Raw genomic sequence first — 25,986 nt, forward strand, 5'->3', positions numbered from 1 at the left:
CCTCGCAGGTCTCTCTCAAAGGGGTGGCCACATGCCGTGGAACCGGTGGCCACATGTTCATGGATTCGATGGCCACATACCCGTGGAATACTCACCGTGAAACAAGGGAGTTGCGTCTTTTCTCGCACGATCTGTGCATTACTCCGACGGCGACCGTAACCTGGGCGCATGATGTGGCTGGCAACGCGATCGCCACCGCCGTCTTTGACGGTCCGACTGATCATCTGGTGATCGAGAGCCGCGCCAGCGTGGAACTGACCGCGCCAGCCTGGCCTGTCTTTGCCATCGGTGCCTCGGCCGCCAAGTACCCGTTTGCCTACGCCGCCGACGAGTGGACGGATCTGGGGGCTTTGACGGTGCCACAATACGGAGACGCCCATGGCCGCCTTGCCAGATGGATCGAGGGCTTTGTCATGGCACGCCCGACCGACACGCTGTCCCTGCTGAAGGACGTCAGCAATGGCGTGTTCACGCAAATTTCCTACCAGAGTCGCGACGACGAAGGCACCCAGTCGCCGATCGAGACCCTCGACCGCGGGTGGGGCTCCTGCCGCGATTTCGCGGTCCTGCTTGCAGAGGCCGCCCGCCGTCTTGGCCTGGGAGCCCGCATCGTCTCGGGCTACCTGTCCGATCCCGAAATGGGCCTCGTCGGATCGGCGGGTTCAGGATCTACCCACGCTTGGGTCGAGATATTTGTCCCCGGTGCCGGTTGGATTGCCTTCGATCCAACAAACCGGAGCGTCGGGTCCGGAAACTTGATACCGCTCGCTGTGGCCCGGAACATCGCGCAGGTCACGCCGGTAGCCGGCACGTTCCTCGGAACGAACGTCGATCTGCTTTCGATGGAGGTACTGGTAAGAGTGGAGAGTGCTTCGGGCCAGAACCGCTCGCCTCTAACCCAAAGAGGCGGGGCGCACATCGCGCTTGTCTGATGGCATCACTGTGGGAATGGGCTGCGGCGACTATGATAAATCAAGCTATATCAGTAACATAGCGGTTGGAGAACGTTGGGTCCGGGTCCCGCTCCCTCCGCCACTTGCCCCCACGAAAGCGTTCTCCCGATCCGGCTGCGGCCGGATTTCTCCGTTGTTTTCGAGGGTTATGCAGGAGGGGCTGTTAACCGGCCCCTGCGCCATGAGGCCCGAAAGCGGTCTCTCCAGACCGATATTCTCCGGACCTCATGACTGCGCAGATTTGGTGAATAGCTTGCAAGCCACTGGCATTTCGATGTTTTTCCGAGGTCGCCCTGAACACTTCGACGCCGGTGGCGCTCGGCGTGATGGAACCGACGTCGAACCCATGATTGCAGGAAAGCTAGGTGATCTTGTCGGCAATCCAGACGATTTGGTCGCCGACGTCTGGCACGCGGGCGTTCTCATTGTGCGTCTTCCAAGTTTGCTCGATGTGGTCCTGTTTTGCCAGCTCCGCGATCTTCTTCTTGATCTCCGTCGGCGAGGTCCGGCTGCCGCCGCAGCATCTCGAACCAGTCCCCGTTGGTGACGGCGATGACGAGGTTGATGCCCATGGTCAGCCACCGTCTTCTGGCGCGACATCCGGCAGCACCGGCCAGTCCAGCTGATCGAGCGTGTCCTGGGGCACCATGCCATGTTCGTCGAACGCCGCCTGAAGCCGCTCCCCGAGCCAGGAAAATCCCTCTGCTGAAAGCTCGACGGCCGCCTGTTGCCGGTATGCCTTTCGCGGGTCGGTGTTGCCTTCGCCGCGCAGCGTATTTCGCTGTGTCGGGGCGAACGAGTCTGCGCCCAGCGTGTCCATCAATTCGTTCAGGGAAACGCCGTTCTCCATCCTCCCGGCGACAAACTCAGCGTGATGGACGCGGATGTATCGCGGCCATTTTTCCTTCCACGGCCGAAGCGCGATGTCGGAAGCTGTTGCATCGTCCCGTCCCGGCTGATGCCTCATACCGACGGACCGTCCGAAAATGCGAATATCGTTCGGTTCACGGGTCAGCCTTGCGATAAAGATGATCGCGTCTTCCTGAACGCCGCTGGGCCGCTTCGAGGCGGGATAGGCGACAGCCCAGTGGCAGCCCGCCCGTTCGATTTCCTCGATAGTGGTGAACGACAGCGGCACGCGATTGTCGCCTTCCCCTAGAAACTTTACGAAGGCCTGTCGCGCATCGGCCATTACTGTCGGCATCCGAACTGGCGGGGCGTCCACACCGTCAGCATCGGCGCCATAATCTCCGAGACCGGTCTGGCTGCTCGGCCGTCCGCCCAAGGCACGATGGCGAGTGACTACTTCTTCCCAAGCATCGACATGATCGTGCGAGAGGTTGCTTGCCGCGCGCTGCCAGAGATCGTCGAAGTAGGCCCGGCATGTCGCCATGATGAGCGCATCATCTGTTACCAGGCCGAACTCGTGATTGCTGTCCAGCGCCGCCTTCGTGAGATTGGCCGAGGTGACAATCGCCCGGTTCCCGAACAGGTAGAGCTTGGAGTGGAGCTTCCGGACGCCCCGCACTTGCGCACCGGCATCTAGCAGCATCCGCAGAGCCGCGATGTCGCTGACGCCCTCGGCAAAGTCGTCAAGGTTGAAACGGGTGATGACCTGAATGCTGGCGGGGTTAAGGGAAAGCAGGCGGTCAAGAGCGCCCGCCTTGATGAACGGGCAGATAACCCGAAATTCGCTGGTGTCCGCGCGCAAAGCTGCGGTCAACTCCGCGCCCCACCCCGCATCGACCAGCCGAACCGTCATCTCAAAGTTTTCCTTCTAAGCGTCCACATCAGCCTTCCAACCCTTCAAATCTACGCCGCCCAGAGCCGCCGGCGACAACTCGCAGACCGTCCGGCTGGAAACCGTCCGATTCAAGCTGTTGCCGCAACTCAGTGGCAAGTGACCGCGCCACAGCCCACTGACCTTGGAAAAGAAGATCGCGCAACTTGGGATGAATCTCGACCTTCAGATCGATTCCCTGGGATTCTGACGACAAGAGACTGCGCCCAGGCTCAGAAGCTAGCGCCAACGCAGAAGCGTAGTAGTTCGCCCAATCCTCGTCCTTGACGCTGATCTCAATCGGTTCCAGCTTCTCAGGTTCTTCAGGCTCGGGATCGCGCCAGTAGAACTCCAGCTCATCCCCGCGAAAGAAGGCAAACGATCCAATGTGAAGCGCGCAGGCCGAGCCATCGACAGATACGAGGCGCTGCGCCTGCGCCTTGGCCTTCAGCTTGTCCTCCGAACTCGGCACGCTTGAACGGCCCTTTGTCTCGAACGCGTGCCATGCGCCGCTGGCATTCTGCCCGACAAGGTCCGGTCTGGATCGTCCGCCCAGCGTCGTGGGATTGAGCTGGTTTCGGAAGACGTCGAGATGCAGAAGCCACGGTGTTCTCAACAACCGACTAGCGAACAGCTTGCAGACTGCCATCCCGAGGAAATAACTGACCGCCCCTTTCTCCGTGGGGTCCAGCGCCTGAAACGCATCGGTCCGATGGAGACGGTTGCTGAAAGGAACTTGCTCCAACGCCATTCTCACGAGCGAAAGCCGGAATAGCGCCTCGTGGATCGAGGCCTCGTCATGCTGAAAGACATATGCCGTATTGGGGCGGCCGATCGTGATGGCTGCCCACAGCAAGTCGTCCCATGAGAAACTGAGTGTTCCGGAACCCACACCGTAGGACGATGGAAACCTCGCACTGGTGTAAGGGATGGTAATACTCGCGGTCGTCACGCCTGTCCGAGTGCGGATCGGACTCATTTCGCCCCCTCAATCAACGCCCGAAGGACGAACAGCAGCGATACGATCTCCTTTTCCAGCCGCACCTCGTCCATCTTGGGCAGTCCTTCATCCTTTTCCCGATCAAGGTGCAGGATCACGTTTGCGAGCTTTCGCAGTCGATGCAGTGCTCCCTCGTTTGCGCCGGGAGGAAGTCGTCCCCGCGCATTTCGGATGCGCTCATTCAGATCCTTGCCCTCTGCGCGATAGTGATCACGCAGCACGGCCTCCATGATCGATCGCATCAGCGCAAGCGTCGCGTATGTTGCGCCGAAGACGAATGCGTCATGTGCTTGTTGCAGATTCTTGAGCATCGACAGCGTTTCCGCGCTTCCGTGCTTGGCGGCTATCTGGCGCGGCACAAGCACGAAGGGAACAAGTGCGCGGCGCCGAAACACCCCCTGCAGATCAAACCCGGTGTCCTGCCTAAGTCGCTCCCATGCCGCGATGCCGTCCTGAGCCCGCTCGATGAAATCCGGCTGATCAATCCATCGGTCCTCCTGATCGGCGTTGAACTGCGCGAAGTCCATCGCCTCCTCAATGCCGCTTGCCTGTTCCGATGCCTCATCATCGGCATTGTCCCATTGCAGGTCCGCCTTCGGAACGATGGAGGGCTCAGCGTTGGCGAGTTCCGGCAGAAAGTCTGATAGCCAGATACCCGAAACGATGGATTCATAGCGCGCCTCGTAGTCACGCCATGCAGCCAGGAAGGCAGGATCGACCGGGGCGGCAAAAAGCGCACGCGCCCTACGTTCGTTCATCTTCAGGAAATGCGCCGCAAATGAGAGCTTTGTGCAGAGTTCCTTTACGCTTTCGTCGCTGGCTGCGAAATCGGACAGGCCTTCAGGGTAATCGTCAGACCAGTCCTTGAGCTTGGCAAACAGCGCCATGAACTCGACGACCTCGGGTGTATCCTTACCTGGCTTGCTCATTACGCGGCACCTCCTAGGACATCCCACGGCGTGATCAGGCGTTGAAGCTGTTCGGTGCTCTTTCCGGACGCTGTGACGAATACCGCGCCAACGCGCGTGGTCGGGGACTCCAGCGCCAGGAACATGTCGACCAGGTCTTCAAGAGGAATACGGGGGCCGACAAACCTGAAGGTCTCTGTGTGATTGGCGTCCAGTCGGCAATGGGAAAGGACCTCTTGCACGGACATGCTGCGCCCAACGATCTTCTCGCTTTCGGACCAGAGGTAATCGAAGACTGCCGCCTCGTTGAACACGCCGACCACGACATCGCCCTCGTCCACGATGGGCACATGGCTGAAACCGCCGGTCTTCATGTCGTCGGCCAAATCGCCGAGGCGGTCCGACAGTTGGGCGGTTCTTATCTGCTTCCTCGGCACGCCCAGAGAACCGGCGCGGACGGGATTCTGGAAATGGTTCAGAAGGGACGCGACCTCTTCCAGAAACGACTCGGAGATCAGGACCGCATGCCCCTCCGACCGATGCTTGGGATGTTGCAGGGCGTGCCGCACATCGCGGATGTATTTCAGCAGGTTCTGCTGCTTCCGCACCGCGCCGTCTCGGCCTGCCGCGCGCTCAATCTCGAACGAATGGGAGGTGCCGGCACCTGCGCGCCGGTTCACTTCTGCGACCAGATCCTCATAGAGACGAATGAACCGCTCTGTCGTCGAACTCATTCCGCCGCCTCCGTGACCGCTTCGGCAGCCGGCGCAAGCGCCTCGTGGAGGAGGGCTTCGAGGAGGCGGGCGCGGGTGGTGTCGGCGGTGGTGAGGGCGGCCTCCAGCCGGTCGCAGAGGGCCATGAGGGCATCGACCTTCGCCACGATGCGGTGTTGTTCGGCGAGGGGTGGGAGGGGGACAACGAACTGCGTTATGTCCGTCAGCCGAAAACTGTTCTTGATGCCCCTTTGGGGAGCGTTGAATTGGTCTTGCGCAAAGGGCGAGCGAAAAAGCTCCGCCAGGTATCTGCCCCTTATTTCGGGCATCGGCCGAACCATCGCGGTGTGCTGATTGATATACGCGTCGCCGAAGTCTTCAGGGATAAGCCCTAGCATTCCGACATCGCCGGTAATGGATATGAGAATGTCACCACCTTTCAGACGAGTCCGGGTGCCTTCGCCGGAGGCGGGCGGGTTGACCCGTTGAATATTCTCCAGCCGAAGCCGGTAGTGATCCTTTGAGAGGTTGCCCATGCGCACGAAGATGGCACCTTCGTTCGCATAAAACTTGGCCCAATCGCGCGAGCCGCTTGTCACGAATTGGCTTAGGTCTCCAAGACGCACCCATGTCCAGCCGCTTGGCAACTTGAAGGAAGTCTCTTTGTCGCCAATCGGCGGCAAGGTTTTCTGCTTTCTGATCTTCCCCGATTTGACCAGCCGTGCCTTCTGCGCCGCGATCCGCTTCAAAAACTCCGATGCCGGTTCGTCGTTCGGGTCCTGATCCACCAGTTTGCCGCGGACGGCGAGGTTGAGGATGGTCTGGCGGAGGGGTTTGATCTGGTCGGGGCGGGTGGTGAAAGCGGGGAGCGTGGCGAGGGCGAAGCGGGCGTTGGCCGGGAACTCGGCCGGGTCGGCGTATGGCGCGGTCAGGCGGGCGAGACTGGCGGCGGTCAGCCGGTCGCGGGTGGCCTCGCGCGCACTGCGGGCCGCCTCCAGCCGGTCCAGCAGCGCCATCAGCTCCTCCACCTTCGCCACGATCCGCCGCTGCTCGGCAAGGGGTGGGAGGGGGAAGGGTGAGCTCGTGAAATACTCGGTCGGAACACGCTTCTGGCCCGCGGTGCCGGTCATCTTCGGGATGCCGGTCTCGATGAATTGCGGGCTCTTGAGGAACAGAACGATGTAATCGGCCTCCACGAAGAGCGGGCGAACGACATGCAATTCCGTCGTGCCCGCGCCGACGCCGCCAGTCAGGTTGCGAAACACCGTCGATTTGCCGTTCTCGAAACACGGCGTGATCTTGGCGAGCCCGACGTCGCCCTCCGCGAAGTGGGTGTAGCCTTTCTTGATCTCGCCCCACGGTCGCGGTTCGTGTCCGTTCGCGACGCCATATTCGGCGGCGATCATGGGCATCGGGACAAATGATCCTTCAAGGGTGTCGTCGGCTTCGTTGCGCGGACTGATGATCCCGAGTTCTGCGATCTGAGTCCAAGCCCATCCGCGTGACAAGGGAAACGGCGGATCCTCGGGTTCGAGCGGTGAAACCGCTCTGGGTTTGCGGATCGCCTTGGCCTTCACCAGCCGCGCCTTCTCCGTCGCGATCCGCTTCAGCAATTCCGACGCCGGTTCGTCGCCCGCATCCTGCGCCACCAACTTCCCCCGAACTGCGAGGTCCAGCACGAAGCGGCGCAGGCGGGACACCGCGTCGGGCGCCTCAGCCACCTTTTCGTAGAGGGCGAGCAGTCGGTCGGCGTTCATGGCTTAGAGAACTCCTCGAAGGTGGGGCCGTCTTTGAGGCGAAATTCAACCTCGTAGGATTTGAATGTCACCGCCGGCACGACCTCCAACGCATAGTGTAGTTGGGGATCGCCTTCGGTCGCTACGACGAGCCCATCCACGGCTTCGTTCTCTTCAGCGAGGTGTTTGCGGACCCATCCTATGTAGCGAAGAACCTGCCCGACCACAGCATCCGAGGATTTCTCTCGTTTGAGTTCAATCACCAACCATCGGGGGTCCCGCTTGTGCCGGGCAAGCAGATCGATACGGCCAATGGGCGTGCGGAACTCATACCCGGCCTCGGGTTCACCGTCTCTAGCGTAGATGTCCCAGTCGCTGGCGAGGTCGAGCATGTCCCAATTGTCGAACATGTAGTCATGCAAATGCCGCTCCAAAGAAAAGCGCGCAGTCTTGGCGCTCGGCGCTTTGGAGCTGGGTTCGCTTGGCGATACGACCGGTTGGTCGTGGTCCGCGCTGACGTCGTCTTCTTCGCTTCCATGCAGGAACCACCAAACGGCATCAAGGGTCCATAGATCGACATCCAACTCCTGTGCGAGGCTCGTCAGCACCTCGTTCACGGAAGAATATCGCTCTCCGAAGCTGGCCCCGCGCGGCGTCTGCGGGAGGAGACCGAGTTCCAGCAGGCCATCGTTAGACGTGTTGTTCCAGACGCCGTATCTATCGGGGTGGGCGACATGCAGGATCGCGGTGATGATGCCTTTACCCATGCCCTTGATGCCCGTGACCGGCTGCATCCGATCTGCGAGGGGCCGAGTTTCATCGACGAGTTGTCCGAGAGCATGGCGCGTGGCGGCCATATCCAAGCAGACCCGGTTCACTTGGCGGTTCAGGCCGGACCAATGGCGGTTGTTTTCCACGTATAGAAACGAGCGCAGAACGCTCTCGTCGATGTTCTCAATTGCGCCCGGCTGAAAAGCGGGACTATAGCGGGCGAGCACCTCATCCTTGGCATCGAGGATATCCCGTGTGTCTGGTCGATCGAGCATCGCAGCTTTCGCGGCGCGGAGTCTGCCAAGCGCGAAGTCGGATAAAGTAGGCAGCGTCATCGAGCCAGCGCCTCTGACAGGATCGCCTTCAGCTGGTCGCGTTGCGCCGCCACCTCGGCCTCGGCGTTCGTCAGATCCTCCAGCAGCGTCTCGGGGTCGCCGTGATCCTCAGCAACGGTGTGGGGGTTCTTGATGTCGAGGTTGTAGCCGCGGGCCTTCACCTCTTCTGCGCTGACCTTCCAGGCGCGGTCATTCTCCTCCCGCCCCTCGCGGCGCGGCCCGCCCCACCAGGCGGCGCAGTCCGAGAGATGCTCCAGCCGGATTGGCCGGGTCATGGAATAAGCCTTCTGCCCATCGGGCACCTGATGTTCCCAGAACCAGATGTCCTGCGTCGGCGCGCCCTTCTCGAAGAATAGCAGGTTCGTGCCGATCGAGGCGTAGGGGCGGAAGACCGAGTTCGGCAGGCGCACGATGGTGTGGAGGTTGCATTCCTCCATCAGATGCTCCTTGAGCCGGGTCTTGATGCCCTCTCCGAAGAGTGAGCCGTCGGGCAGGACCACCGCCGCGCGGCCGCCGGGTTTCAGCAGGCGGATGATCAGGGCGAGGAAGAGGTCGGCGGTTTCACGGGTCTTGAAGGTCGGAAAGTTATTTTCGATCCCGTCTTCTTCGCGCCCACCGAACGGCGGGTTGGTGAGGACGATGTCCACCCTCTCGTCCTTGCCCCAGGAAATCAGCGGACGGGCCAGCGTGTTATCGTGACGCACGAAGGACGGGTCCTCGACACCATGCAGCAGCATGTTGGTAACGCAGAGCATGTGGGGAAGCTGCTTTTTCTCGACGGCGTGCAGCCCCGCCTGCATCGTCTCGCGCTGGGCGGGCGTGCGGACGTACTTCTCCTCCATGTGCCGGATAGAACAAGTCAGGAAGCCGCCGGTGCCGCAGGCCGGGTCAAACAGCGTTTCGCCCGGATGCGGGTCGGTCATTTGGACCATGAAGGCGGTGACGGCGCGCGGCGTGTAGTATTCGCCCGCATTGCCCGCCGATTGCAGGTCGTTGAGGATCTGTTCGTAGATTTCGCCGAAATGCTGGCGCTCGGTGAGGTTGTTGAAGTCGATCTGCGCGATCTTGTTGACCACCTGCCGCAGCAGTTGTCCGGATTTCATGTAGTTGTAGGCGTCCTCGAACACGTCACGGACAACGCGACGGCGATCGCCTGCTTTGCCGGTGACCTGAAGGCCTTTCAGCGCCGGGAACAGGTCATCGTTGACAAAATCGAGCATGGCCTGCCCGGTGATGCCCTCGGGGTCCGCCGCCCAGTTGCGCCACTGCAAACGCTCAGGGATAGGTGACCGGTAATCATCCCGCGTGATTTCGAGTTCCTGATCCTGATCGTCGATGATCTTGAGGAAGAACAGCCAGGTGAGCTGGCTGATGCGCTGGGCATCGCCATCGACGCCAACGTCCTGACGCATGATGTCCTGAATGGATTTTACGGTGGTGCGGACGTTCATGGTTCAGGCAGTCTCCTGGTAAAGCGCGTCCTGGAGCTCGTGGACGGCCTTTTCGAAGCCCGCCTTGCCGCCGAACGCGTTAATGAGTTGAACGACGCTCCCCATGTCGGTGAAGGGCGTCACCTTCAGCACGTTGGCGTCGTCTAGATTAAGCACGCCCTCATCGCGGTACTTTTCCAGCAGAGCATCGAGGACGGCGCGAGCCTGCGGCCCGTATTTGGTGAACGCGTCGCGCTTTTTGACGTACTCGGCCCGCTCGCGGCGCGTCAGAGGCTTGGCGTCGAAGGCGACATGGCAGATCAGGTCGAACGGATCAAGGTTCTTGCCAAGCTCATCGGCGATTGCATCGAGGGCCAAACCTTCGGCCTCCAGTTCCTCCACGATGGCCTGCTTGCGCTCGGCCGATTTCCAGCGCTTCAGAAACTCGTCGAGGCTAGCGAAGCGCTTCCTGAGGGCGTTTTTAGTGAAATCGCGCAGAGATTCGGTGACGAGCTTGCCGTTCTCGTCGAGATATTCCACGCGCTCGGCGATTATGCGTGCGCCAACGCCATCGACGTAGATCTTGCGCACGGGATCGCCCGGCGGCGTCGGCAATTCGGGCTGATCGACGATGGTTTCGTCCTCGCCCGGCGTCGGCTCGACCTCGTCTTCGGGCGTCGCTGCTTCCTCATCTGGCGGGGTCATTCGTTCGTCCACGCCGGGCGCATAGATCTGCACCGGGTCACCATCGAAATCCGGGTCTGCGAAATGCGCGGTGGCACCACGGAAGTCAATCAGCGTGAAATAGAACTTCCGGGTGTCCTCGTGCACGCGGGTTCCGCGTCCGACGATCTGCTTGAACTCGGTCATCGAACCGATTTCTCGGTCGAGCACGATCAGGCGACACGTCTGCGCATCCACGCCGGTGGACAGCAGGCGCGAAGTCGTGACCAGCACAGGCCATTTCGATTCCGGGTCGATGAAGTTGCCAAGCTGGTCCTGGCCTTCTTTATCGCTGCCGGTGATCCGCATGACGTAACGCCCGTTCTCGGCCACCAGATCGGCGTTCTCGTTGATAAGCGCCTGACGCATGCGGGCTGCGTGTTCTTGATCGACGCAGAACACGATGGTCTTCTGGTAGCGGTCGCCGCTTTCCTTGAGGAAGGCCGTTATCTTCTTCGCCGTCAGAAGGGTACGGTCGTCCAGCACCAGCGTGCGGTCGAAATCCTTGGCGTTGTAGATGCGGTCCTCGACCTCGTTGCCGTCACGGTCCAGCTGGCCCTTTTCGGGCCGATAGCCTTCTACGTCCCGGTCGATGTGAAACTTGATGACCTTGTAAGGCGCCAGAAAGCCGTCGCTTATCCCCTGCTTCAGCGAATAGGTGAAAACCGGCTCGCCGAAGTAGTCCGTGTTGGAGACGTATTCCGTCTCCTTCGGGGTGGCGGTCAGGCCGATCTGGGTCGCGCCGGAAAAATGGGTCAGGATTTCCCGCCAAGCGGAGTCCTCGGCGGCGCTGCCGCGATGGCATTCGTCGATCACGATCAGGTCGAAGAAGTCTTTCGAGAACTCCTTGAACAGCTTCTGGCGCTCTTCTGGCCCGGTAATCGCCTGATAGAGGCCGAGATAGACCTCGAAGGCGGTGTCGATGCGGCGTTTCCTGTCGAGCGCCACTGTCAGATCAACCGAGGTGCCGTCCTGCCGTTCGATGGTCTTGGCATTGGTCGAAAGCTTCGCCATCGCCGCACCAAAGGGGCGGAAATCGTTCACCATGGTCTGGTCGATCAGCACATTGCGGTCGGCCAGAAACAGGACACGCTTGTTGCTTTCGGGGTTCCAGCGTCGCGATTTCCACAGCCGCCAGATGATCTGGAAGGCAGTGTAGGTCTTGCCCGTGCCAGTTGCCATGACGAGCAGAACTCGGTCCTGGCCCTTGGCGATAGCCTCGATCGCCGCGTTGACGGCGTTGACCTGATAGTAGCGCGGCTCCTTGCCGCTGCCGTCGTCGTGGTAATCCTGAAGAACGATCTCCTCGGATTCGCCATCGAGGCCCTTCCAGGCGCGAAAGCGCTCCCATAGGTCGGCGGGTGACGGAAATGCGTCGAGACCGAGGTTCGACTCGCGCGGTGTGCTGGCGCCGGTGCGGTCATGGAACACGAAGCCGTCGCCGTTCGAGCTGAAGACGAAGGGGATCTTCAGCGTTTCGGCGTAGTCGAGCGCCTGCTGCATGCCATCGCCGACGCTGTGTGAGTTGTCCTTCGCCTCGATCAGCGCGATCGGAATGTTCGGCTTGTAGTAGAGAACGAAATCGGCCTTCTTCGCCTTGCCCCGCGTCACCAATTTGCCTCGCACGATGATGCGGCCCTTGGTGAAGTAGACCTCTTCCCGAACCTGTACCATCTCGTCCCAGCCCGCGCGCTTGACGGCGGGCAGGATGAACTTGGTGCAGATATCGCGTTCGGTGAGGCTTCTCTTATCCATGCGCTCAGTCGCCCCCCAGCTTGTCCTGGGTCAAAGCTGTATCAGCGGCACGTTCTGGTTTCTGTGCATCCAAAGACTTGAGGCGCTCATACTCTTCGATTGCCAGGACAACGACGACTGTGCGTCCGTGCTTGGTCACTGCAACCGGCTCGGCTCGAGCGAGATCAATCAGCCGCCCGAAACCATATTTCGCATCTTTTGCGCTCAGGGCCTGCATGAAATTCTCCACCTATACCTCGAACACTTTTGGCTAATTTGGCCCAATGAGCAATAGCAACGGCTTCACTTACCGCGCCACTGTCACCTCCGGCCCTTGCCGCCGTCAAATATTGCCTAAACAAAGTCCGGCGCGGGGTGCGGGGCATGAAGGAGGACGCATTGCCCTCGCGGTCGACATTGCGCTACCGCGGTGCCCGAAATTCGCCGCGCATGACCATTAGCCACGCCAGACGTTGTTGAATTTGTTCGCGGCAGTGTAAGTTCCTGAATGCGACGCAGCGCGGGGGATAGATGCGGCAGAAAAAATCACTTCGGGCGATTCTCATAGCGCTGCTTTTTTGCGGTGGCCCATCCACAGCTGACCATGACGATATCCCGGACCCGCCACCCACCTCCGTTTCACAGCAATTGCCGACGGATCTGAATCTTGATCCGACCTCTGTGACCGTCTCCGGTCTGTCATCCGGCGGGTTCTTCGCCCACCAGTTCCACATTGCCTTTTCCTCAACGGTGACAGGCGCAGCCGTCCTCGCGGGCGGGCCGTATGGCTGCGTTGACATCATCGATAACCCCTACTGGCCGTTCTGGAAACTGGACCGGTTCTCCGCTGCTGTGGTTGCTTGCACGCATACCTTCGGAAACCGGTTCTGGGGCCTGCGCCCCGATCCTCCGGCCGCAGAGGAAGCCCGGCAGCTGATCGACGCCACATACCAAGCTGGCGAGATCGACGATCCGGCAAACCTTGGTGATGATCGGGTGTGGCTCTTTCGCGGAGATCTTGATGCGATCGTTCCGGACGATGTGGCCAACAGCCTCGTCGATTTGTACCGCCTTCTGGGCGTCGATGGCGACGCTTTGCATGTGGAGCTCGGTGATCCGGAACGCCCCGCCAACCATGGCATGCCTTTGGCCAGCTTCACCGGGGAGAGCCGGTTCCCGCCGCGCGACTGCGCAGACCATGCGCGGCCGTACCTGATCGAATGCGGATACGATGCCGCGGAACTTCTTCTGCGGCACCTTTACCCCAACGGGGTCTTCGAGAGGCCGGTGGATCCGCACGCCGCGGGTCGCCTGCGCGCGTTCGATCAGACTGAGTTCTTCCAGGCGTCCACGACGGCAAGCCTGAGCGGTGTCGGCTACCTGTACGTGCCGGACGCCTGCCGGTCAGAGGCGTGCCGGTTGCATGTCGCCCTCCATGGATGCCGTCAGAATGTCGATGCGCAGGGTGACGACCGTATCCATGACGATTTCGTGCGTGATGCCGGCTACAATCGCTGGGCTGCTGCCAATCGTATCGTCGTGCTATATCCGCAGACCACCGCGACAGCGGTCAACCCGAGAGCCTGCTGGGACTTCTGGGGATATAGCGGTGACGGATGGAGAACGCGCGACGGCATCCAGATGCATGCTGTCGCTGGTATCATCGATCGACTGCTCGAAAGGTAGCACTGTCAGTAATCAGGACGGCCGCCGATCGATGACGTCGCGAAAATACTCGGGACCGCGATTTGGCTCTACTTCAGTAGTGCGTCTTTTGATGCGCGTCTGTTGAAGCCGCCACGCGTCACGGGACGGCCGTCGCGTTCACTCTGGCAGTCGACGCAGAGCTTGACGCCTGGCAGGGCGCGTCTGCGAGCTTCCGGTATCGGTTCGTCGCATTCGGCACAATTGGTCAGGCTCTCGCCTTCCGGCAACCGCCTCGCCTGCATCCGTTTCAGTTCGTCCTGAATCGAAGCATCGATCTGCTCGTTTACGGCACCGTCGCGGGCCCATCCTCCGGCCATTTCGCAACTCCCTTATGTTAGAAAAGTAATATACTCTTCGCGCGGCTATAACAAAACCGCCCGCATGTCATATCCAGAGGTTCTGCTCCTCCCACACCAACGGACACGGCTCCAGCACCCGCGCCAGCGTCACCTCCGGCCCCTGCTTTCCGTCCAGGATCGCTTCGACGATGTCAGGCGCAAGCAGCGTGAGGCGCAGGACGCGGGTCATGTAGGACGGCGCGATTCCCTCGCGGTCGGCCAGTTCGGCGATCGTCGTGAACTCGCCCGACTCGAGCATTCGTTTCCACCGAAACGCACGTGCCAGCGCCTTAACAAGCGTGCTGTCTGTTTTGCGCGGCTGCTTGGCGCACTCCGGAAGCTGCATCTCCTTCCGCCCGCCACGCTTCACGACATGGAATGGCACGTGCAGCGTCACAGTCTCGGGGATTGCCGTTCCGCGGGTCATGCAGCGTTCTCGATGGCACCAGTCAGCAATTCGCGGGAGAGGCCAGCGAGGCCGTCGATGCGGAGCCGCACGTTCAGGCCGTCCGTGCCGATTTCGACGCGCTCCACCAGCAGCGCCACGATGCGCGCCTGCTCGGCGGGAAAGAGCTCGTCCCACAGCGGGTCAAGCTGTAGAAGGGCGGCTCGGGCGTCAGCCTCGGTGATATCGTCAGCGTGGGCGCGCGCGGCTTTCCATGTGCCGGCCAGAATTTCGGGCTGGCGGAATACGGCGCGCAGCTGGTCGATGACGGCAGCCTCGATCTCGCCTGCGGGCACGCGGCCCACCGGACACGCACCAGCACCATGCTTCAGCACCGTCTGGCTGACATAGTAGCGGTACAGCCGCCCGCCCTTGCGCGTGTGCGTTGGCGAGAACGCCGCGCCATCGGGGCCGAAGAGCAGCCCCTTCAGCAGCGCGGGCGTATCGGCGCGGGTGCGCGCGGCACGCTTACGCGGGCTTTCCTGTAGGATGGCGTGGACGCGGTCCCACATCTCGCGGTCGATGATCGCGTCGTGCTCGCCGGGATAGCTGTCGCCCTTGTGGACCGCCTCTCCGATATAGGCGCGGTTGTTCAGCATGCGGTAGAGGTACTTCTTGTCGATCCGGTTGCCGCGCGGCGTACGGATGCCACGCTTGCCCACCTCGCGCGCCAGTTCCGTGCCCGAGCCGATTTCCAGAAAACGCGTGAAGATCCAGCGCACATGGTCGGCGCGCTCCTCGTCGACCACCAACTTCCGGTTCTCGACGCGGTAGCCGTAGGGCGGCACCCCACCCATCCACATGCCCTTCTTTCGGCTGGCGGCGACCTTGTCGCGGATGCGTTCGGCGGTCACCTCGCGCTCGAACTGCGCGAACGAGAGCAGGATGTTCAGCGTGAGCCGGCCCATCGACGTGGTGGTGTTGAACGACTGCGTCACCGACACGAACGTCACGTCATTGCGGTCGAACACCTCCACCAGCTTGGCGAAATCGGCGAGCGAGCGGCTGAGGCGGTCGATCTTGTAGACCACCACCACATCGATCAGCCCGTCCTCGATGTCCTCCACCAGCCGTTGCAGGCCGTGCCGGTCCAGCGTGCCGCCGGAAATGCCACCATCATCATACTGATCGCGGACCAGCACCCAGCCCTCCGCCTTCTGGCTGACGATATAGGCCTCGCAGGCCTCGCGCTGGGCGTGGAGCGAGTTGAATTCCTGCTCCAGCCCTTCCTCGGAGGATTTGCGCGTGTAGATCGCGCAGCGTTGTTTGCGGACGATCGGTTTCGTCATGCGCGGCCCCTCCGACTCTTGAGACCGAAGAAGACCCACCCGTTCCAGCGCGTGCCGGTGATCGCCCGAGCGATGGCCGACAGCGACTTGTAGGGCCGCCCCTGCCACTCGAAGCCGTCCCCGGTTACGGTGACAACATGCTCGACGCCCTGCCATTCGCGCAGCAACCGCGTGCCAGTGATCGGTTTCAGATCTGCGCGCATGCGGCTTTTCTTCCGATCTCCACCGTCGAGTTCCTCGCCCAACCGCTCCAGCCGCCGGATCGTCTCGGGCTTGAGCCCACCATAGGCGAGTTCCTGGATGCGATAGGCCAGCCGGCTCTCCAGGTAGCGCCGGTTGAAGGGCGGCGGCTCGCTGTCGAACAGCTCGCGCCACTGTTGTTTCAACTCGGGCGTTGTCGCGGTCTTCAGCGCGGCCAGGCGCGCGGGGATCGGGTCATGCGTTGTCATGGTGTCTCCTCATGCGTTGGAGTTGCATGAAGGCATCGGCCGGCCGGAGAGTGTAGGCAACTTTCTCCAGCATCTGCAGATGGTTGCATTTGATCCCGCTGGCGCAGCCGGACCAGCCCGAGTGCCAGAAGCCCGCACAACTCGGTGCGGCGCTCGGTTGAGTTCATCTGGTCTGGCGGGAGTGGGTTCGGGCGTTTCATCGGGATGCTCAGGTCAATGGACATGTCCACACCAAACAGGAATGCAGGAGCCGTCGCGACCTCCGAACGGGTCAACCCGGTCCCAACGACTGAGGGCGGAACCGTTTCACCCTTTCAGTAGGCGCTCCTTGATCGGCATCTTTGTACTCTTTATGTTCTCGATCAGCTGGCGGCTCGGGTAGGAGAATCAAATGACGGTCGCATGTGGTTTGGGAACAAGTTGGTGCCTCGGAACCGCGCTCTCTCATATTGAGCAAGTCGAAGCCTACGAATGGCACCAGCAATTCTATCGCGATCTTTTCGACAACAAGACCTTGGAGTTAGGCGCCGACACATCGCCGCTCAACGCCGTGAAAAGTTCGCCAGGGATTGCGTCCACTGCTTTCGACGGTCTGCTGCTGGCATTGCGGGACGGCTACATTCGCGCAACAGGCAGATGCTCGACGATCAGAAAAGCTGTTTCGGCGGATACCGGTAAGGTCTGGCGCCTGCATGCGTCGGACCCAACCCTGATTACAACTGATGAATGGCGGTCCGGCGAGTTTGATACCGAAAGCTTTACACTGACCGGACCATCCTGGCAATTTATCCAGATCGAGGTGCCTGATTTCATGGTCAAGGCGATTTGGCCGGATTGGCCGGAATGCGATGCCGCAACGTCGCACGAGGAGCAGTTTACGTCCGCGTATACAACACCTTACCTGCAACTCATGCAGGAAGCGATCGCGCATTTTGGCTTGACGTGTCAATACCAGAGCAAGAAGGAAAACCTCTCGGACTGGTTTCTTGATAAGCGTATCGAAGGCGAGCCGATATCGCGCAATCTCGCAAACGCCATGGCCACACTGGTAAGGTTACCGACTGCTCAGCGCGGCGGGGCGAAGAGGATGCAAGGGCCGGACTTGCGCAGTGCGAAGTCGGCAGCGGAGACCAGAGGGGGGTATCCGGAGGTTGACGGAAAGTGACCTTGCGACACAAGGGCTTTCAACAAATTGGACTTTTGAAGCGGGTGATTCCTCCAGAGCGAGATTTCCAGACAAGGCTTTACGCAATCATGCAAAGGACTGTAGCTGGACGGCATGGATATCCGGCTGAATGAACATTTTGACGGGGCGACGCTGCAACGCGGCCGTCACTATGCGCGTCGCGGTCTTGTCGTTTCGGTCGAGCCTCTCGCGGATGGGGCCCTGCGGTCGCTTGTGTCAAACGGACGAGGGGAAAGTTACCGGCAACGCATCACCGTGATGCGGGGTCTGATCGACGGCAGTTGCTCCTGCCCGGTCGGCCACAATTGCAAGCACGTGGTGGCCGCCCTGGTGACGCGGGCAGACCAGCAGACCGAGCAGCCGGGTCTTCCTGCGCCGGTGCAGGGCTGGCTGACGCGTGTCAGGCAGAGCGCCAGCACGGCGCAGGTACCGGAGGCACGGCCCGAGGATTACCCGCCCGCGGTCAAGGACAGCTTGCTTTATGTCCTGCTGCCGCATGGCCCGCAATTGAAGATCGACCTCTTCAAGGGCCGGATCAATGCGGCTGGAGACGCGCTGAACAAGGCGATCCGGCGCTATGATGCGGGGCATGTCCTGCGCGGCAGCATCCCGGCCAAGTTCATCCGGCCGGTGGATCTGGAATTGCTGTCGGCGTTGGCGCAGGCCCGGATCTGGGAGGCCAGCTACAGCCATGTCCTGCCGGGTTTCATGCGTCCGAAAGGCGACGATGCCCTCGCGCTGATACGCCGGCTTTGCGACACGGGGCGGTTCCTGCATGACAACGCGCCCGACGCCCACCTGACCTGGTGCGATGCGCGGCCCGAACCGCTTCTGGCTTGGCAGATGGGCGCGGATGGCAGCCAGCGGCTGGGGGTCGAGGATGCGGCCGGTCAGCCGTTGCAATTGCGCGGCATGGACGATGCGACGCTCTGGATCGATACCGCGCAGGGACGGATCGGCGCGCTCGCGCATGCGGTGGACACGGAGGTGCTGCGCGTCGTGGACGCGGCCCCCGCGGTCGCCCCGCATGAAGCCGAAGCGCTTGGCGCGGCGCTGCCCGACACGCTTGCCGGTCTGGACCTGCCGCGCCCGCGGGTGATCCGACAGACCCGGCGCGCGGCCACGCAACAATTCGCGCGGCTGACCCTCGGGGCCGAGACGGCGCGCGACGGGCCGCGCTATTGGGGCGGTTCGGTGCAGTTGCCCACGCTGACCCTGCGCTTCGTGTATGACGGGCAGGAGGTCTGGGACGGCGATGCAGACCCGCGCATGATCGCGGAGGGCGAGATCGTGACGCTCAAGCGCGACCTCGCATGGGAAGCGTCCTGCGCCACGACGCTGATGAAGGCGGGCGCAGTGCCGGTCGAGGAGCTGGAGATCCATTGGCCGGGCAAGCGCATGGCGGAGTGCGATTTCGTCTTTGCCGATGGCGAGATGAACCTGCACAGCCTGGAGATCTCGAACATGCGCGAGGCGCTGGATTTCGCCTTTCGCGTGGTGCCCGAGCTGCGTCGTGACGGCTGGGAGGTGATCGAGACCCCGAAATGGCCCTATCGCCTGAGCGAGGAAGCCGCCGAGCTTGCCGTGACGACTCGCGCCGAGGCGGGCGAGGCCTTTCAGGGCAATGACTGGTTCTCGCTGGGGTTCCAGGCCGAGATCGGCGGCACGCCGGTGGATGTGGCCCCCTTGGTGGCGGCGTTCCTGGAGCAGGTCCGCGACGAATGGGAGGATCTGCCGGATGTCGAGACGCTGGCACAGCATCTGGCCGACCGGCCCGTCTATCTGGATCGGGGCAAACAGGGCTATGCCGCGCTGGATCTCAGCCCGCTGGCGCCGCTGTTGCATCTGTTTTTGACCCATCATGCCGAGCTGGGCGCGCTGCACCCGTCGGATGCCAGTGTCGCAAGGCTGGCCGAGGAGGCGCTGGCCGGCAGCGACATCCGCTTTGCCGACAAGGCCGGCATCCTGCCGCTGGCGCGCAGCCTGCAGGCGCTGGCGGAGGCCGACAGCTTTGCGCCACCCGCGGGCCTGACGGCACATCTGCGCGACTATCAGGCCTATGGCGCGGCCTGGATGGGCAGCCTGCTGGAGGCCGGGTTCGGTGGCGTGCTGGCCGATGACATGGGGCTGGGCAAGACGGTGCAGGTGCTGGCCCTTTTGCAGGCGCGGCGCGAGGCCGGCGCACCCGGACCGGCGCTATTGATCGTGCCGACCAGCCTGCTGCACGGCTGGCAGACACAGGCCGCGCAGTTCACGCCCGACCTGCGGCTGGTTATCCTGCATGGCACGGGCCGGGCGGCCCGGCGTGAGGCCGCGCTCGAGGCCGATCTCGTGGTGACCACCTATCCGCTGCTGGCCCGCGACCGCGACTGGCTTGCGGCGCAGGACTGGCCGTTGGTGGTCCTCGATGAGGCGCAGACGCTCAAGAACCCCGCCTCGCAGATGGCGAAAACCCTGCGCGAGATCCCCGCCCGCGGGCGACTGGCGCTGACCGGCACCCCGCTCGAGAACTCGTTGCAGGATATCTGGACGCTGATTGACTGGGTGAATCCCGGATTGCTGGGCGATCGCAAGCGCTTTCAGACGCTGTTCCGCACGCCCATCGAAAAGCACGGCGACGCCTCTGCGCAGGCCCGGCTGAACCGCCGCCTGCGCCCCTTTCTGCTGCGCCGCACCAAGGAAGAGGTCGCGGCGGAATTGCCGCCTAGGACCGAAATCCTCGACCGTGTCGATCTGCCGAAGGCGCAGCAGGCGCTTTATGAAACGGTGCGCAGCGCGATGGATGCCCGGGTCCGCGATGCCATCGACAAGAAGGGGCTGGCCGCGGCGCGGATCACGGTTCTGGATGCGCTGCTGAAGCTGCGCCAGGTCTGCTGCGATCCGGCGCTGGTCAAGACCGAAGCCGCGCGATCGGTGACCGAGAGCGCCAAACGCGCCCGGCTGCGCGTGCTTCTGGGCGAGCTGGTCGCCGAAGGGCGCCGCGTGCTGGTGTTTTCGCAATTCGTCGAGATGCTGCGCCTGATCGAAGGCGATCTGGCCGAGGCGGGCATTGCCAGCCTGTCACTCACCGGCCAGACCGAAAAACGCGCCGAGGTGCTCGAGGCCTTCGCGCAAGGCACCGCGCCGGTCTTCCTGCTCAGCCTGAAGGCGGGCGGGGTCGGCCTGACCCTGACCGAGGCGGACACGGTGATCCTCTACGATCCGTGGTGGAACCCGGCGGTCGAGCGTCAGGCGATGGACCGCACCCACCGGATCGGCCAGGACAAGCCGGTCTTCGTGCACCGGCTCGTGGCGGCCGGCACTGTCGAGGAAAAGATCCTCGACATGCAGGCCCGCAAACAGGCGTTGGCCGATGCCCTGTTCGACGATGAAGGCGGTACCGCAGAGACATTGCTGGACGAAGCCACCCTGCAGGATCTCTTCGCGCCGCTGAACGGATGACGGATGCCGGGTCGACAAGGACATTGCCACGTCGCTGAAATAGCTTGCTGAGCATTGTTGTGGTTCACAACAATGCCCCGAACACGGACATCGTTGGCATCTCCAACGATGTTCACAGCCGGCGACCCAAAGCTGCGAGCCCAAAAGGTGTTGCAGGCACCAACATTCCGCCTCTGCCAGACGTCGATTGTCATGTTGGCCGGTACCAAGCGGTGGGCTGGGGCGGATCTATGCTCATCATTGGCGACGGAATAAAATCACCTTACTTTTAACACATAATTGTAATGCGTCCGGAATAAAGCGTTTGCAGAGCCGTTGTCATGGCAACGGTGACCCGATCAGGAGAGAAAAGATGAACGACATGTCAGGGGACCTTAGCACGCCCGATCATCAAACCATCACGGCCTGCAGCACCGCCGGCAAGCTGACGGCCCGGATCATCCGGCCCGTGCGTAGCGTTGTGGCGCCGCCGCTATTGGTCTTGCATGGCATATCGCGCAATGCCAAGACGTTGGAGCGACTGTTCGCCCCCGAGGCGGAACGGACGGGCCGCACCATCATCGTGCCGCATTTCCCGGAGCCCTCCTGGCCCGATTTCCAGCGCCCGAGCAAGGCCGCGCGCCCGGATCTGGCCTTGCTCGCGCTGATCGACGCCGTCACCGCAAGGCTGCCCGATTGCGCGGGTCCGGTGGATCTGTTCGGCCATTCCGGCGGGGCGCAACTGGCGCATCGCTTTGCCATGGTCTACCCGCACCGCGTGGCCGGGCTGCATCTGGCGGCGGCAGGCTGGTACTGCCTGCCCGACGAGACGATGCCCTACCCGTATGGCCTCGCGCCGGGCAAGGACAGCTTCGACATCGTCTGGGCACGGCGCAATGCCGCAGGGTTGCGCGACTTCCTGCACCTGCCCACATGCGTTTATGCCGGCACCAGGGATGTGAGCCGCGACCCGGCCCTGCGCATGACCCGTGACCTCGACGCGCGGCAGGGGCGCAACCGCCACGCGCGCGCCCGCACCTATGTCGCGGCGCTGAACGCGGCGGCGGAGCGAAACGGCCTGCCACCCTGCGCACACCTCATCGAACTGATCGATTGCGACCACGATGTGGAGCGCGCGATCACCCGCAATGACCTCGCCGCCCGGGTCCTCGACGCCCCACGCGTCGCAATTTGACCCCGGAATCCCGGCCACACCCATTCTATCAGGAGATACCCCATGCCCTTCCAAGCGTCCCTCGACCGCGCCAAATGGACATTCGTCACCCGCCGGGTGGAGCGCAGCCGCATCGTCCGCCATGACACCGATTTCGCCGCGGCGAGGCCCGGCGATCTGATCCTCGCCCATGTCGACAAGCTCGGGCAGCACCGCCGCGTGCAGCTGCCCTCGGGGCGGCCCTCGTTCATCTTTCCCGGCGATGCCGTCGTGATGGCCTGCGGCGCGCGCTACGCCCCCGACCAGTTCGAGGGTCTGGCCGAGATCGACCCCAAGGGCGCGGATCAACTGGCCGGGGGCGGCTGTATCGGGCGGATGGTGGCGCGCAACAGCCAGATCAAACCGGCCACGCGGCTGATGCCCGCGGCACGGCTGCTCGATGCTGCGGGACGTGCGGTCAATCTCGCGGATTTCGCACTCGCCCCCCGCCCCGGCGCGCCGCGCCCGCCGGTGATCGGCGTGCTCGGCACCTCGATGAATTCGGGCAAGACGCTGGCCATGGCACAGCTTGTCCTCGGGCTGCGGCGCGCGGGGTTTCGCGCCGGCGCGCTCAAGATCACCGGCACGGGGGCGTTTGGCGACTATAACGAATACTGCGACAGCGGCGCGCATTACGTGGGCGATTTCACCGATGCCGGGATGGTCACCACCTACCGAGAGCCGTTGGACCGCATCAAGACCGCCGCCGAGCTCCTGATCGCCGAGGCCGGACACCAGGGCTGCGAAATCGTGGTGATGGAGGTGGCCGACGGGCTGTTGCAGCGCGAAACCGCCGCGCTCATCGCCGATCCGTGGCTCAATGACCTGCTTTCGGGTCTGGTTTTCGCGAGTGGCGACGCTGTGGCAGCGGTCGGCGGCGTCGCGATCCTCGCGCGTCACGGGCTGAAACCCGATGCGGTGACCGGCATGCTCAGCTGTTCGCCCATGGCCAGCGCCGAGGCCGGTGGCGCCACCGGACTGCCCGTGCTGACCAGGGCCGATCTCGCCGATCCTGCCGAGGCCACCGGCTTTGCCCTGCGCGCCGGGCTGGGCCGCAAAGAGGCCGCCTGATGGCGATGCCCGGTCTCATGGAGAACGGGCGCTGGCGCGGGCTGGCACGCGTAAGCCTCGTGACGCTGGTGCAGGGTGCCGCCGCCGGTGCGGCGGCCTTCGCCACCCGCGGGCTCTTCGAGGCGCTGAACGCCAAGGCAAGCCTTCCGCTTGGCATGATCGCGGTGCTGGCCGGCTCGGGCCTGGTGATCGCCGGGGCACGGGTGCTGTCGCGCCTGATGGGCGAACGGCTGGGGCAGGACTATGCCCTGTCGATCCGCCTCGCCCTGCTGGAACATGCGGCGGGCATGCCCGCAAGTGCTGTCGCCGCGCGCCGCAGCGGCTATATGAGCCTGCGTTTCGTGGGCGACATGACCGCTTTTCGCAACTGGCTGGGCAAGGGCCTGCCGCGCCTGATCGCCGGGGCCGTGATGATCCCCGTCGCCTGCGCCGTGCTCTGGGGGCTGGAGCCGCGCTTTGCGCTTGTCGTCACGCCGCTTTTCGTTGTCACTCTCGCTGTGATGGCCTTTGCCGGGCCCCGGCTGGAGCCGCTGCACCGCCGTCTGCGCGCGCGGCGTGCCCGTATCGCCGCCGAGATGGCAGAGCGTATGCCGCTCGCCCCCGAACTTGACCGGATGGGGCGTCGCCCCGCCGAATTGCGCAGCCTGCGCAAACGCACCGAGCGGATGATCCGCGCCGGGCTGCAGCGGCTGTTCTGGGCGGAATCGCTCAAGGCGCTGCCGGATGCGGTGGCGGGTCTGGCCGCCTGCGCGGTGATCGTCACCGGGGCGCTGGCCGACACCGGCACGGGCACCATCGCCGGTGCGCTCGCCGCCATCGGCCTTGTGCTGACGCCGCTGCGCGATCTGGCGAGCGTCTGGAATTTCCGCGCGGCCCATCTCGCTGCGCACCGGAAATGCGTCGCCGCGCTGGCACGCGACCAGCGCGCGATCGGGCAAGGCGACCAGCGCCTGCCCGAGGGGCCGCTGCACGTGTGCCTGCGCGATCTGCCGATGCCGCAGGGCGCGCCGCTCTCGCTGGAGATTCCGGCGGGCGCGTGGCAATCCCTGACCTGCGATCCGCGCGACGCAGATGCGCTGTTTTCCGCGCTGTGCGGGCTCGAGCAGGTGCCGCCCGGCCATATCACCCTGTCGGGCCTTTGCCTGACGGATCTGTCGCGCGGCAGCCTGCGGCGTGGCGTTCAGCGTATCGACAGCACGCCGGCGGTGCTGAAGGGCTCGCTGCGGCGCAACCTGACACTCGGCTTGCGGCAGCGCCCGTCGGACAAGAAGCTGGAGCGCATCGCGCGCAAGGCGGGGCTGGCCGATCTGCTGACCCGGCTCGGCGGCCTCGACGGCGCACTGGCCGAAGGCGGGCGCAACCTGTCGACCGGAGAGCGCAGCGCGCTGTCGCTGGCCCGCGTGTTGCTCGGCACACCGCAGCTTGTCTTGCTTGGCGAGGCGCTCTGGCATCTCGACCCCGAGGCCCAAGGGGCGCTTGCGGCGCATCTCGACACCTGCGGCGCGACCGTCCTGCGCCATCCGGTTCTGGCCGGGGCGACGCATGACGGGCCCCTGGCCGCCGCCTGAATGTTGAAGCGAGCGAGCGCGCCCAAAGCCCGCACGATGCGATGGCCGGAATGCCGGGTTCGGCGCTGATACAAGATCTGACCCGGGCACAACAAAGCGGGCAGGCCCTGGCCTGCCCCCTTGAGGCGTGATCGAAAGGCGCGGCTCAGGCCGTGCTTTGCGACGTTCCGCGGCTCATGATCCCGATTGCGACCAAGACGACACTGACCGCTAGGATGACGCCAAGCGTCAGGTTGGGGACGAAGAAGGTCGAATAAATCTCACACCCGAGCATGATGCATCTGCTGCGCCATCTGCAATGCGACGGGCTGGCCCGCCTCGCGGAGACAACCGGCTGCACCCGAGTATGGGGAGGCTGCGTAAAGGCCAACTATAAAGCCTCTTCCAGGTCATGAGAACAATATTGGTATTTAAAAGTCCTCATGCATGCCGACACACGTGTCGCACTAATAGAAGTATGTGCGCAGCACGTAATGTTCCGACACCTTATAGGCAAAGTTGGAAAGATATGACCGTCATACGGTATCAGCGGATGCTTGGTGCCCGTTTTGGCTGGCTGGTTTCCTGATCGACAATACGAGTTTTACGGACTTGGTGACTTCACACTTTTCGTCCTTGGCGACGGCGGCACCAAGGTTGGGCGCTTGGGTGTTGCGGCCTGCAACACCCAGATCGCCACCGTCGAAGATGTCGGGCTTCACCGCGCGGGGCCACACTCATTGGTCGCAATGGCAAACACAGCACCGTTACCGACAGCAATGACGCAGCGACCGCGGCCCACATTGCCGCTGCTGGGAACGTGTCGACGAAGCGCGCCCGATCCTCGGCGCTGAACTCGTTGCCCTTGTCATCTTTATCCCCAACCGAGGTTTGATCCTGAGCGGGTGGGGTGGTGTTGGGCGACGGCGATGTGTGGCGTTTCAACGCTCCACACGGAAACTTTGAACCGACCACCCCACCGATTTCGATCTCTCGCGTAAAACGACGTCCGCAGGCACGGGGTTGGACGCGCGAGACCCGTCTCAAGCGAAACCGGTTACGGTCGCCGTCTGCCTGACCGGGACCCAGGCCAAGAAAATCCGCACGACACCGAGGGGTCCACCCTTCCCGCCACATCCCGCTTCAAGGGTGGAACCGTTCACTTGATTCGCGCCTGAGTGGGGTCAACCCACCTGAATCCGACGGCGCCGAACACCCCTCGGAACGGCACGTCGGAC

General features: G+C 63.0%; 22 protein-coding genes and 1 pseudogene. 8 read left to right on the plus strand and 15 right to left on the minus strand.

Annotated features, from left to right (window positions below):
* A partial coding sequence (locus tag V8324_RS12540) for a transglutaminase family protein (RefSeq protein ID WP_336420269.1) occupies positions 1 to 932 on the plus strand: 932 nt, incomplete at its 5' end.
* Positions 933 to 1,375: 443 nt separating this feature from the next.
* Here the strand turns inward: V8324_RS12540 and V8324_RS12545 are convergent.
* The 10 genes from V8324_RS12545 to V8324_RS12590 are packed head-to-tail and all read right to left on the minus strand — an operon-like array spanning position 1,376 to position 12,321.
* On the minus strand, positions 1,376 to 1,525 hold the full coding sequence (locus V8324_RS12545; protein ID WP_336420270.1) for a hypothetical protein: 150 nt from the start codon (positions 1,523 to 1,525) through the stop codon (positions 1,376 to 1,378).
* 2 nt (positions 1,526 to 1,527) lie between these two features.
* A complete protein-coding gene (locus V8324_RS12550) occupies positions 1,528 to 2,715 on the minus strand; it encodes a phospholipase D family protein (protein WP_336420271.1) in 1,188 nt (395 codons plus the stop codon).
* 28 nt (positions 2,716 to 2,743) lie between these two features.
* Entirely contained in the window at positions 2,744 to 3,712 is a 969-nt protein-coding gene (locus V8324_RS12555) for a hypothetical protein (RefSeq protein ID WP_336420272.1), read from the minus strand.
* On the minus strand, positions 3,709 to 4,662 hold the full coding sequence (locus V8324_RS12560; RefSeq protein WP_336420273.1) for a hypothetical protein: 954 nt from the start codon (positions 4,660 to 4,662) through the stop codon (positions 3,709 to 3,711). Before V8324_RS12560 ends, V8324_RS12555 begins: the two co-directional genes overlap by 4 nt.
* Positions 4,662 to 5,321, minus strand: a complete 660-nt coding sequence (locus V8324_RS12565) for a CBS domain-containing protein (RefSeq protein WP_336420274.1) — start codon at positions 5,319 to 5,321, stop codon at positions 4,662 to 4,664. The genes V8324_RS12560 and V8324_RS12565 overlap by 1 nt, the downstream gene beginning before the upstream one ends.
* Before the next feature lie 50 nt (positions 5,322 to 5,371).
* Complete coding sequence (locus tag V8324_RS12570; protein ID WP_336420275.1) at positions 5,372 to 7,111, minus strand: restriction endonuclease subunit S; 1,740 nt, start codon at positions 7,109 to 7,111, stop codon at positions 5,372 to 5,374.
* Complete coding sequence (locus V8324_RS12575) at positions 7,108 to 8,196, minus strand: endonuclease NucS domain-containing protein (protein ID WP_336420276.1); 1,089 nt, start codon at positions 8,194 to 8,196, stop codon at positions 7,108 to 7,110. The genes V8324_RS12570 and V8324_RS12575 overlap by 4 nt, the downstream gene beginning before the upstream one ends.
* Positions 8,193 to 9,647, minus strand: coding sequence for a type I restriction-modification system subunit M (locus V8324_RS12580; protein WP_336420277.1), 1,455 nt, complete (start codon positions 9,645 to 9,647; stop codon positions 8,193 to 8,195). Before V8324_RS12580 ends, V8324_RS12575 begins: the two co-directional genes overlap by 4 nt.
* A gap of 3 nt (positions 9,648 to 9,650) precedes the next feature.
* Positions 9,651 to 12,104: an EcoAI/FtnUII family type I restriction enzme subunit R gene (gene hsdR, locus V8324_RS12585; protein WP_336420278.1), complete on the minus strand. Its 2,454-nt coding sequence runs from the start codon at positions 12,102 to 12,104 to the stop codon at positions 9,651 to 9,653.
* 4 nt (positions 12,105 to 12,108) lie between these two features.
* Complete coding sequence (locus V8324_RS12590; RefSeq protein ID WP_336420279.1) at positions 12,109 to 12,321, minus strand: type II toxin-antitoxin system Phd/YefM family antitoxin; 213 nt, start codon at positions 12,319 to 12,321, stop codon at positions 12,109 to 12,111.
* Positions 12,322 to 12,614: 293 nt separating this feature from the next.
* Between V8324_RS12590 and V8324_RS12595 the strand changes: the two genes are divergently transcribed.
* Positions 12,615 to 13,769, plus strand: a complete 1,155-nt coding sequence (locus tag V8324_RS12595; RefSeq protein ID WP_336420280.1) for an extracellular catalytic domain type 2 short-chain-length polyhydroxyalkanoate depolymerase — start codon at positions 12,615 to 12,617, stop codon at positions 13,767 to 13,769.
* Between the two features lie 68 nt (positions 13,770 to 13,837).
* Here the strand turns inward: V8324_RS12595 and V8324_RS12600 are convergent, their stop codons facing one another.
* The 4 genes from V8324_RS12600 to V8324_RS12615 form a co-directional block, all read right to left on the minus strand.
* Complete coding sequence (locus V8324_RS12600) at positions 13,838 to 14,107, minus strand: DksA/TraR family C4-type zinc finger protein (RefSeq protein WP_336420281.1); 270 nt, start codon at positions 14,105 to 14,107, stop codon at positions 13,838 to 13,840.
* A 67-nt stretch (positions 14,108 to 14,174) separates the two neighbouring features.
* Positions 14,175 to 14,555, minus strand: a complete 381-nt coding sequence (locus tag V8324_RS12605) for a hypothetical protein (protein ID WP_336420282.1) — start codon at positions 14,553 to 14,555, stop codon at positions 14,175 to 14,177.
* The gene (locus tag V8324_RS12610) at positions 14,552 to 15,862 is read right to left on the minus strand and encodes a recombinase family protein (protein ID WP_336420283.1); all 1,311 of its coding nucleotides are present in this window, start codon (positions 15,860 to 15,862) and stop codon (positions 14,552 to 14,554) included. Before V8324_RS12610 ends, V8324_RS12605 begins: the two co-directional genes overlap by 4 nt.
* Complete coding sequence (locus V8324_RS12615) at positions 15,859 to 16,311, minus strand: DUF2924 domain-containing protein (protein ID WP_336420284.1); 453 nt, start codon at positions 16,309 to 16,311, stop codon at positions 15,859 to 15,861. The genes V8324_RS12610 and V8324_RS12615 overlap by 4 nt, the downstream gene beginning before the upstream one ends.
* A 391-nt stretch (positions 16,312 to 16,702) precedes the next feature.
* Here V8324_RS12615 and V8324_RS12620 point away from each other — a divergent pair, with 391 nt between their 5' ends.
* The 6 genes and pseudogenes from V8324_RS12620 to V8324_RS22420 all read left to right on the plus strand — a co-directional run bounded on the left by V8324_RS12620 (position 16,703) and on the right by V8324_RS22420 (position 24,769).
* Positions 16,703 to 17,476 (plus strand): hypothetical protein, encoded by a 774-nt coding sequence (locus V8324_RS12620; RefSeq protein WP_336420285.1) that lies wholly within the window; start codon positions 16,703 to 16,705, stop codon positions 17,474 to 17,476.
* Positions 17,477 to 17,755: 279 nt separating this feature from the next.
* Complete coding sequence (locus tag V8324_RS12625; RefSeq protein WP_336420286.1) at positions 17,756 to 20,938, plus strand: DEAD/DEAH box helicase; 3,183 nt, start codon at positions 17,756 to 17,758, stop codon at positions 20,936 to 20,938.
* A gap of 361 nt (positions 20,939 to 21,299) precedes the next feature.
* Positions 21,300 to 22,112, plus strand: a complete 813-nt coding sequence (locus V8324_RS12630; RefSeq protein ID WP_336420287.1) for an alpha/beta fold hydrolase — start codon at positions 21,300 to 21,302, stop codon at positions 22,110 to 22,112.
* A 42-nt stretch (positions 22,113 to 22,154) separates the two neighbouring features.
* Entirely contained in the window at positions 22,155 to 23,201 is a 1,047-nt protein-coding gene (locus tag V8324_RS12635) for a hypothetical protein (protein ID WP_336420288.1), read from the plus strand.
* A 155-nt stretch (positions 23,202 to 23,356) separates the two neighbouring features.
* A pseudogene (locus tag V8324_RS22415) lies at positions 23,357 to 23,959 on the plus strand (ABC transporter transmembrane domain-containing protein); the annotation flags it as partial.
* 234 nt (positions 23,960 to 24,193) lie between these two features.
* Complete coding sequence (locus V8324_RS22420; protein WP_442970532.1) at positions 24,194 to 24,769, plus strand: ATP-binding cassette domain-containing protein; 576 nt, start codon at positions 24,194 to 24,196, stop codon at positions 24,767 to 24,769.
* 515 nt (positions 24,770 to 25,284) lie between these two features.
* On the opposite strand, the gene V8324_RS12645 is transcribed toward V8324_RS22420, so the two are convergent.
* Positions 25,285 to 25,470 carry a hypothetical protein gene (locus V8324_RS12645; protein ID WP_336420290.1) on the minus strand — a complete coding sequence of 62 codons (186 nt, stop codon included), beginning with the start codon at positions 25,468 to 25,470 and terminating at the stop codon, positions 25,285 to 25,287.
* Positions 25,471 to 25,986: the final 516 nt, after the last annotated feature.

This window comes from Roseovarius sp. D22-M7, assembly GCF_037083785.1.
GTDB lineage: Bacteria > Pseudomonadota > Alphaproteobacteria > Rhodobacterales > Rhodobacteraceae > Roseovarius.